The 6,800-nt window shown below is 47.7% G+C and carries 6 protein-coding genes (1 of these 6 only partly in view); 4 read left to right on the top strand and 2 right to left on the bottom strand.

Features of this window, described 5'->3' with window-relative positions:
* Positions 1-533: the 3' portion of a DNA-3-methyladenine glycosylase I gene (locus tag AN963_RS15575; RefSeq protein ID WP_055745466.1), read on the top strand. The gene continues 25 nt to the left of window position 1, outside the view; the window shows 533 of its 558 coding nt (coding positions 26-558); its start codon lies beyond the left edge, outside the window; it ends in the stop codon at positions 531-533.
* Between the two features lie 316 nt (positions 534-849).
* Here the strand turns inward: AN963_RS15575 and AN963_RS15570 are convergent, their stop codons facing one another.
* Both AN963_RS15570 and AN963_RS15565 read right to left on the bottom strand, forming a co-directional pair.
* Positions 850-2,025 carry a multidrug effflux MFS transporter gene (locus AN963_RS15570; protein WP_055745465.1) on the bottom strand — a complete coding sequence of 392 codons (1,176 nt, stop codon included), beginning with the start codon at positions 2,023-2,025 and terminating at the stop codon, positions 850-852.
* Positions 2,026-2,366: 341 nt separating this feature from the next.
* Positions 2,367-2,840 (bottom strand): GNAT family N-acetyltransferase, encoded by a 474-nt coding sequence (locus tag AN963_RS15565; RefSeq protein WP_055745464.1) that lies wholly within the window; start codon positions 2,838-2,840, stop codon positions 2,367-2,369.
* A gap of 367 nt (positions 2,841-3,207) precedes the next feature.
* On the opposite strand from AN963_RS15565, the gene AN963_RS15560 reads away from it, so the two are divergent.
* From AN963_RS15560 to AN963_RS15550, 3 genes are read left to right on the top strand one after another with little or no spacing between them, the layout of a single operon-like run.
* Positions 3,208-4,752 (top strand): sugar ABC transporter ATP-binding protein, encoded by a 1,545-nt coding sequence (locus tag AN963_RS15560; protein WP_055745463.1) that lies wholly within the window; start codon positions 3,208-3,210, stop codon positions 4,750-4,752.
* A gap of 27 nt (positions 4,753-4,779) precedes the next feature.
* A complete protein-coding gene (locus AN963_RS15555; RefSeq protein ID WP_055745462.1) occupies positions 4,780-5,787 on the top strand; it encodes an ABC transporter permease in 1,008 nt (335 codons plus the stop codon).
* Positions 5,788-5,789: 2 nt separating this feature from the next.
* On the top strand, positions 5,790-6,779 hold the full coding sequence (locus AN963_RS15550; RefSeq protein ID WP_055745461.1) for an ABC transporter permease: 990 nt from the start codon (positions 5,790-5,792) through the stop codon (positions 6,777-6,779).
* The last annotated feature ends 21 nt before the right edge of the window (positions 6,780-6,800 follow it).

Genomic DNA, 6,800 nt, shown 5'->3' with positions numbered 1-6,800 from the left:
AGGATCCATTATATATCGACTATCACGATCACGAATGGGGAGTACCGGTATTTGACGACCGACTCCTGTTCGAGTACCTCAATCTTGAGGGGGCGCAGGCAGGGCTGAGCTGGTATACCATCCTGAAAAAACGAGATAACTACCGAATAGCATTTGATAACTTCGAGCCCGAGAAAATCATTCAGTACGATGAAAGCAAAATCGAGGAACTCCTGAACAACGAAGGAATCGTCCGCAACAGATTGAAGGTCAGAGCAGTCGTTACCAATGCGAAGGCATATTTCCGAGTCGTCGAGGAATTTGGCTCATTCCGCGACTATATTTGGTCATTCGTCGGTGGCCAACCGATCCAAAACCGCTTCACAGCGATGTCAGAAGTACCTGCCACCACAGAAGTGAGTGACAAGCTGAGCAAGGATTTGAAGAAACGCGGTTTCACTTTTGTGGGCTCTACGATCTGCTATGCGTTTATGCAGGCAGTAGGAATGGTCAATGATCATATCACGACTTGCGGATGCTATGCCAAGAAATAAAAAGTGACAAGTAACAGACAAGGAAAGGTTACAAAGCGTTTATAATGATTACCTTTCGATCGTTTTGCCCCTTTTGGCAGAGGAAATGAAGCTCTCCGTGATTCAAGTACTGAGTGGCTGACAGATATTAGTGCCACACGTGGACAAAACGGGATGGATGATGGTTTGGACAAGGCTACGCAGTATAGCAGGACAGAAAAGAAACAGCCACATCTTCTGAGAAATAACAGAGGATGTGGCTCTTTTGTTTTAGATCCGATGATACTAATTGGTCTTTTTGCATGTCACTTGCTTCGATCAAGGAGAGGTTTTTCGTCTAGCTAGCAATCCTTTTGCTCACAAGGACCATACATATCGCCAACAGAAGAAAATACATAGGCATCGTTACTAGTGAATCATTGTGAAGATAGCTCATCCCACTGGTAATAAGGCTGACAACAACATAGTAGCCTAGCCCAAAAAAGGCACCTGCTGTACCCAGTACATCGCTGTAATGGATGAGCGCCAAACTCAGGCAGTTAGGTATAGCCATTCCAATTCCTAGCAGGAGGATAAAGATGGAAGCTACCATAAAAAGCAACGATTGTACGGAAGGGCTCATCCCATACAGAGCAAGGCCAGTGAGAAATACTGCTCCCAAAGTCGTTACGGCGGAGCCTATAAAAATAATTCGTTCTGCTGGGAATCTAGCTAGCAGTCTTTTCGATAGCATGGCACCGAAAATGGAAGACAACGCCACGAGTATCCCCAAAAAACCATACATACCAGGTCCCATTTGGAAAAATTCGATGAAAATAAATGGAGCTTCGGCGTAGTAACTAAACAATATCCCATTTGTCGTTCCGATGAGAAAACCAAACGCCCATACTCTACTGTCAGTAGCCAGTCGCCTAGCAACAGAAAGCGTGTTGATCTTTGTGGGCGTGGCCACTCTTGTCTCTGGGAGAGAAACGAGCGTGTAAATAAAAATAGCAATGCTCATCACAATCAGAGTGAAGAAAACAGCCCGAAAACCAAGAGATTGATCTACCCATCCTCCAAGTAGTGGACCAATAGCCGGAGTAAAGGCCAGAGCTGCAGAAATCTGAGCAAATACAGCATGACGTTTGTTTCCAGCGATACTCTCGCGCAGAATGGTTTGCGTCACCACAGAACCGGTACTAGCGCCAAAAGCCTGAATGAATCGGCTCACCAATAACCATTCCGCTGAATCAGAGAGGTAGCATCCCAAGCTTCCTAGTCCATAAATCAAAATCCCCCAAAGTAATGCGGGACGCCGTCCTATAGAATCAGAAAGCCTTCCCCAGCAAAAAACACCAAAGGCAAAACCCAGAAAGTAAATGCTAAGTGTCAATTGAATCGCATTACTGCTTGCATGCAGATGATCGGCAATATCAGGTAAGGAAGGTGTATAGATCGTTTCGCTAATTTGTGGGAAACCCACAAGAATGACTAACAGCAACAAGGATGGTGTTGAGATTTTTCTTTCCACAGCTAATTCCCCCTATATTCAAAAATCTCAATTAGGTGGAAAGAAATTACGGAATTGGGGGTTTACACTTGGTCAATCTAGCAAATGAGAGCATCGTTAATCACCTTTATTCATATAGGGGGAGGAATATATAGACGACTATATCACGATCGTTGGAGTCGTACCATGTATATTGAAAAAGGCTGACCTGTTGATATTATCCCTCAAAGTAAACTGCAGTGCGCTTTTTACACACTGTCTACTAAAAGGGGATAATATCAATAATCCGGCAGCCTTTGCTACACGAAACGGGCAGGATCGTTAAGAAACAAAGTTATTTTATATTTTCAACCCTATATAGCTTAGATCTCTTTCACAAAAACAACCCGATCATTTCCTCTACCATCGTAGTTGGATGAAACAGAAATCCCATCCACCATTTTATCGCCCTGTTCAATAGCAAATCCTAGTTTGGTGTGGAACGAAATGGAGGTTCTATTGACTGGAGAGGTGATACAGCGAATGGTATGGCAACCCTGTTGTTTCACTGTTTCAAAAAAATGCTGATACAATTGGCGCCCAACTCCATCCTTTCGTTTGTCAGGATGTACCCCAACGAAATGAATATAGGCTTCACCGGGAAAAGTTTGGGACAAGAAGCCTACAAGAAAAGCAGTCATTTCTCCATTCTCTTCGGCGATAAAACTAGTAGGCTGGAAATGGATAAAAAACAGTTTTGGCAGCATATCAGCCATTGGCCGTCCACCCCACCAATCATTGATGACAGCAATAATGCTAGTGTAGTCGTGCTCTTGGACATTCCGGATTTGAAGCATTGTATACCTCCCGTAAAAGAGCAAAGTTAAGTGCTATTCATCCAAATTATACCTTCTGGTAATGATTCACAAAACATTATGTGTATGGTGAACTCTGTGCCGGCTACTTTGGACGCTGTTCCGCTTTTGGAAAGGAGCTGTCAGTGAATCCCCCAAGCAGTCCCTATAGTCGCAGCGCTTTCTCCTTTTTCCGTCCCGACCACTATGCCCAATCAAGCGCTTAAAAGGAAAAACAAAGAATAATAAAAAAATACAGAATTAATCATATGCAAACAAAAACCAAAGCTGTATAATCAAACATATAAAAACAAACAGGTGCAAACAAAAAGACCAAAGGTACGTTTCCAACTGGAATAGGAGGACGTTCATGTCAGATTACGTTCTTGAATTGAGAGGAATTACGAAAACGTTTCCAGGAGTAAAAGCGTTGGATCAAGTGCACTTTCAGCTAAAGCCCGGAGAAATCCACGCGCTCATGGGAGAAAACGGAGCGGGCAAATCCACCTTTATCAAAATCATTACGGGTGTCCATCTCCCAGACGAAGGCGAAATCTTTATAAACGGGCAGAAAACGGAAATCAAAAATCCAAAGGACGCCCAAAAGTTGGGGATCGCCGCCATTTATCAGCATGTGACTTGCTTTCCCGACCTGAGTGTCACGGAAAATATCTTTATGGGGCATGAGAAAATTACGAAACGAACAAAGCGCATCTTGTGGGGGGACATGCACGCCGAAGCAAAGCGGCTGTTGGAAGAGCTAGGGGCCACTTTTGATCCGAGAACGAAAATGGGGGCGTTGAGCGTCGCCCAGCAACAAATCGTCGAAATTGCGAAAGCGCTTTCAATGGAAGCACGTATCATCATCATGGATGAGCCCACGGCAGCACTCACGGCGAGAGAAAGTGAAGAGCTCTACAGGATCGCGGAAAAGCTGCGCGATACCGGGGCGTCGATCATCTTCATTTCCCACCGCTTTGAAGACATGTACCGTCTTGCGAGCAAGGTCACGGTATTCCGGGATGCCAAATACATCGGCTCATGGGGCATCTCTGACATATCTAACGACGACTTGATCGTCGCTATGGTCGGACGGGAGATCACCCAGCTGTTTCCGAAAAAGGAAGCCAAGCAGGGGGAAGAGCTGCTGCGCGTAGAGGGTCTCGGTAAAACCGGATTTTTTGCGGATGTGTCTTTTTCCGTTCGCAGGGGCGAGATTGTCAGCCTGACCGGCTTGGTCGGAGCGGGAAGGACCGAAGTGTGCCAAGCTATCTTTGGCATCACCTCTTACGATACGGGGCAGGTGTTCCTAAAGGGCCAATCCATCAAAGTCAAAAATCCGTTGCAGGCAATGGATCTTGGTATCGGGTATTTGCCCGAAGACAGGCAAAAGCAAGGTCTCGTCCTAGAGTGGGGAATCGAGTGGAATATCACACTATCTGCGCTCGGGAAGCTGTCACGCAAAGGCTGGATTCAGGAGAAAAAGGAAGCGGAGCTGGCACTGGCTCTGGCGGAAAAAGTCCAAGTGAAAGCGCGCAGTATCTTTGACCTCGCGAGCTCCTTATCCGGCGGAAATCAGCAAAAGGTCGTCGTCGCCAAACTTCTGACGGCAGATCTAGATGTCATCATTCTGGATGAGCCTACGAAAGGCGTAGACGTCGGAGCCAAATCGGCAATTTACGAGATTATCAGTGACCTCGCTTCCCAAGGCTATGGTGTCATCATGATTTCGTCTGAGATGCCCGAGGTGATCGGGATGAGCGATCGTGTCGTCGTCATGCGGGAAGGTAGAGTAACGGCCAAGCTAGATGGCTCGACTGTGACACAAGAGGAGATTCTGGAGGCTGCCATGGCGAGCGGCGTACCAGAAACAGTGTCGTTACCAAATAGCGCGACAGAGACGTTTAGCTCGTAAAGGACAAGGAAAAAGGTGGTGAGAGAAGTGCCAGAATATTCGCTGCAAAGGACTTCTGCAGGAGCCAGCATCGCCAAGTTTCGTGAGCTGGGCCTGCTCGTATTCATTCTGCTTTTATGCGTTGGGGTGCAGCTGCGCAACCCTAGCTTTTTGACGCTGGAAAATATCAATGACATGGTCACGAATACGGCCATTCTGAGCATTTTGGCTGTCGGCATGATGCTGGTTATCGTGACGAGAGGGATTGACCTGTCGATCGGTGCGACGCTCGCATTGTCGGGAATGATCTCGGCCATGACAGTAAGCGCCTATCCAGACACACACCCGCTACTCGCGCTGCTTCTGGGAACAGTCGTTGGCGTCGTCAGCGGAATGATCATCGGCCTGCTCGTATCCAAAGCAGGTATTCTTCCCATCATCGCCACACTTGGGATGATGAATGCCTTTCGCGGGATGACTTTCATGGTCAGCGGAGGCAAATGGGTCAGTGCGCATCAGATGCCGGATTCATTCAAGGCGATTGCCACCAGCTCCGTTTTTGGACTCAATACCTTGATTGCAATCGCGATTGTGATCTACCTCGTCTTTTACTATTTCATTACATATACCAGAACGGGCAGACAGATCTACGCAGTCGGCAGCAACCCGGATTCCGCGAAAATCAGCGGGATCAACAACGACAAGATCTTGTGGCTGGTCTATACGATAATGGGTGGACTGTCCGGACTGGCAGGCGTCCTGTGGGTCTCCAAATTCGCATCAGCGCAAGGCGACACGGCTTCGGGCTATGAGCTCAGCGTCATTGCTGCGTGTGTACTGGGAGGCGTCAGCATCGCGGGAGGTTCCGGTAAAATTTCCGGCATTATTTTGGGCTCGATCCTGCTGGGGATTTTAAACAACGCCTTGCCGCTGATCAACGTCTCTCCGTTTTGGCAAATGGGCATCCAAGGCTCCATTATCCTCATCGCTGTCGTCATCAATGCGTTGGTCAAACGAGGCGTCGATCGCAACAATCTGGTGAGGAGGAGAATTTAGGGATGGAAAAAAGAGTGATCATTGGGAGAAAGGAATTTTCGTGGAAAACCTTTTTTCTGCAGTGGGAATGGATGCTCGTCCTCATTTTCATTCTGGTCAATGTGATCAATGCCAATCTTTCACCGTACTATTTGAACGCTGACAACCTACGGGATGCGACGATGACCTTCCTCGACAAGGCGTTTATCGTTCTGCCGATGGTCTTCGTCATCATTCTCGGAGACATCGATATTTCCGTCGCTTCCATCGTAGCTCTATCCTCGGTAGTGATGGCAGACCTCTACACAATGGGTGTCCCCATGGGGCTCGCCGTGGTGATCTGCTTGGCAGTCGGGACGCTGTGCGGGTACATCAATGGTATGTTGATCACCCGGTTCAAGGAGCTGTCAGCGGTCATTGTGACATTGGCGACCATGATCATTTACCGTGGGATCGCGTACATTCTTCTGGAAGATCAGGCTGCAGGTAAATTCCCCGAATGGTTCAAGTTTCTCGGGTGGGGTTATGTGGGAACGGTTCCGTTTATCTTGATTGTTTTTGCGGTTTTTGCTTTGAATTTTGGCCTGTTGCTACACAAAACCACATTTGGCAGACGCGTGTACGCAATGGGGAGCAACCTGACGGCCAGTCAGTTCTCCGGGATTCAGGTCGACAGAATCAAAATCCTCGTGTTCACGCTCGCGGGACTCATGTCTTCAGTTACCGCGCTGTTTCTCACTTCGCGGATGGGTAGTACCCGACCCAATATCGCGACGGGCTACGAGCTTGATGTGATCGCGATGGTCGTGTTGGGCGGGATCAGCACGTCAGGTGGCAAAGGAAGAATGATCGGTGCGATTCTCGCCATCTTCCTGATTGGTTTCTTGCGTTACGGATTGGGTCTCGTCAACGTACCGGCGCAGATGCTATTGATCATCATCGGACTTTTGCTGATCGTAGCGGTCATGGTCCCCAATCTCAAAGGGTATTTGCGAAAATGGGTCAAAATTTGACCTTCCAATAGGACAGTCCAT

It is taken from the genome of Brevibacillus choshinensis (genome assembly GCF_001420695.1).
GTDB lineage: Bacteria > Bacillota > Bacilli > Brevibacillales > Brevibacillaceae > Brevibacillus > Brevibacillus choshinensis.
Note: the sequence above shows the minus strand (reverse complement) of the source record. Positions and strands in the feature narration are given on the sequence as shown.

Coding starts and splice junctions, on each gene's coding strand:
- AN963_RS15565 (WP_055745464.1), bottom strand. CDS start 2,840: ATGCTTCAAATCCGGAATGTCCAAGAGCACGACTACACTAGCATTATT.
- AN963_RS15560 (WP_055745463.1), top strand. CDS start 3,208: ATGTCAGATTACGTTCTTGAATTGAGAGGAATTACGAAAACGTTTCCA.
- AN963_RS15550 (WP_055745461.1), top strand. CDS start 5,790: ATGGAAAAAAGAGTGATCATTGGGAGAAAGGAATTTTCGTGGAAAACC.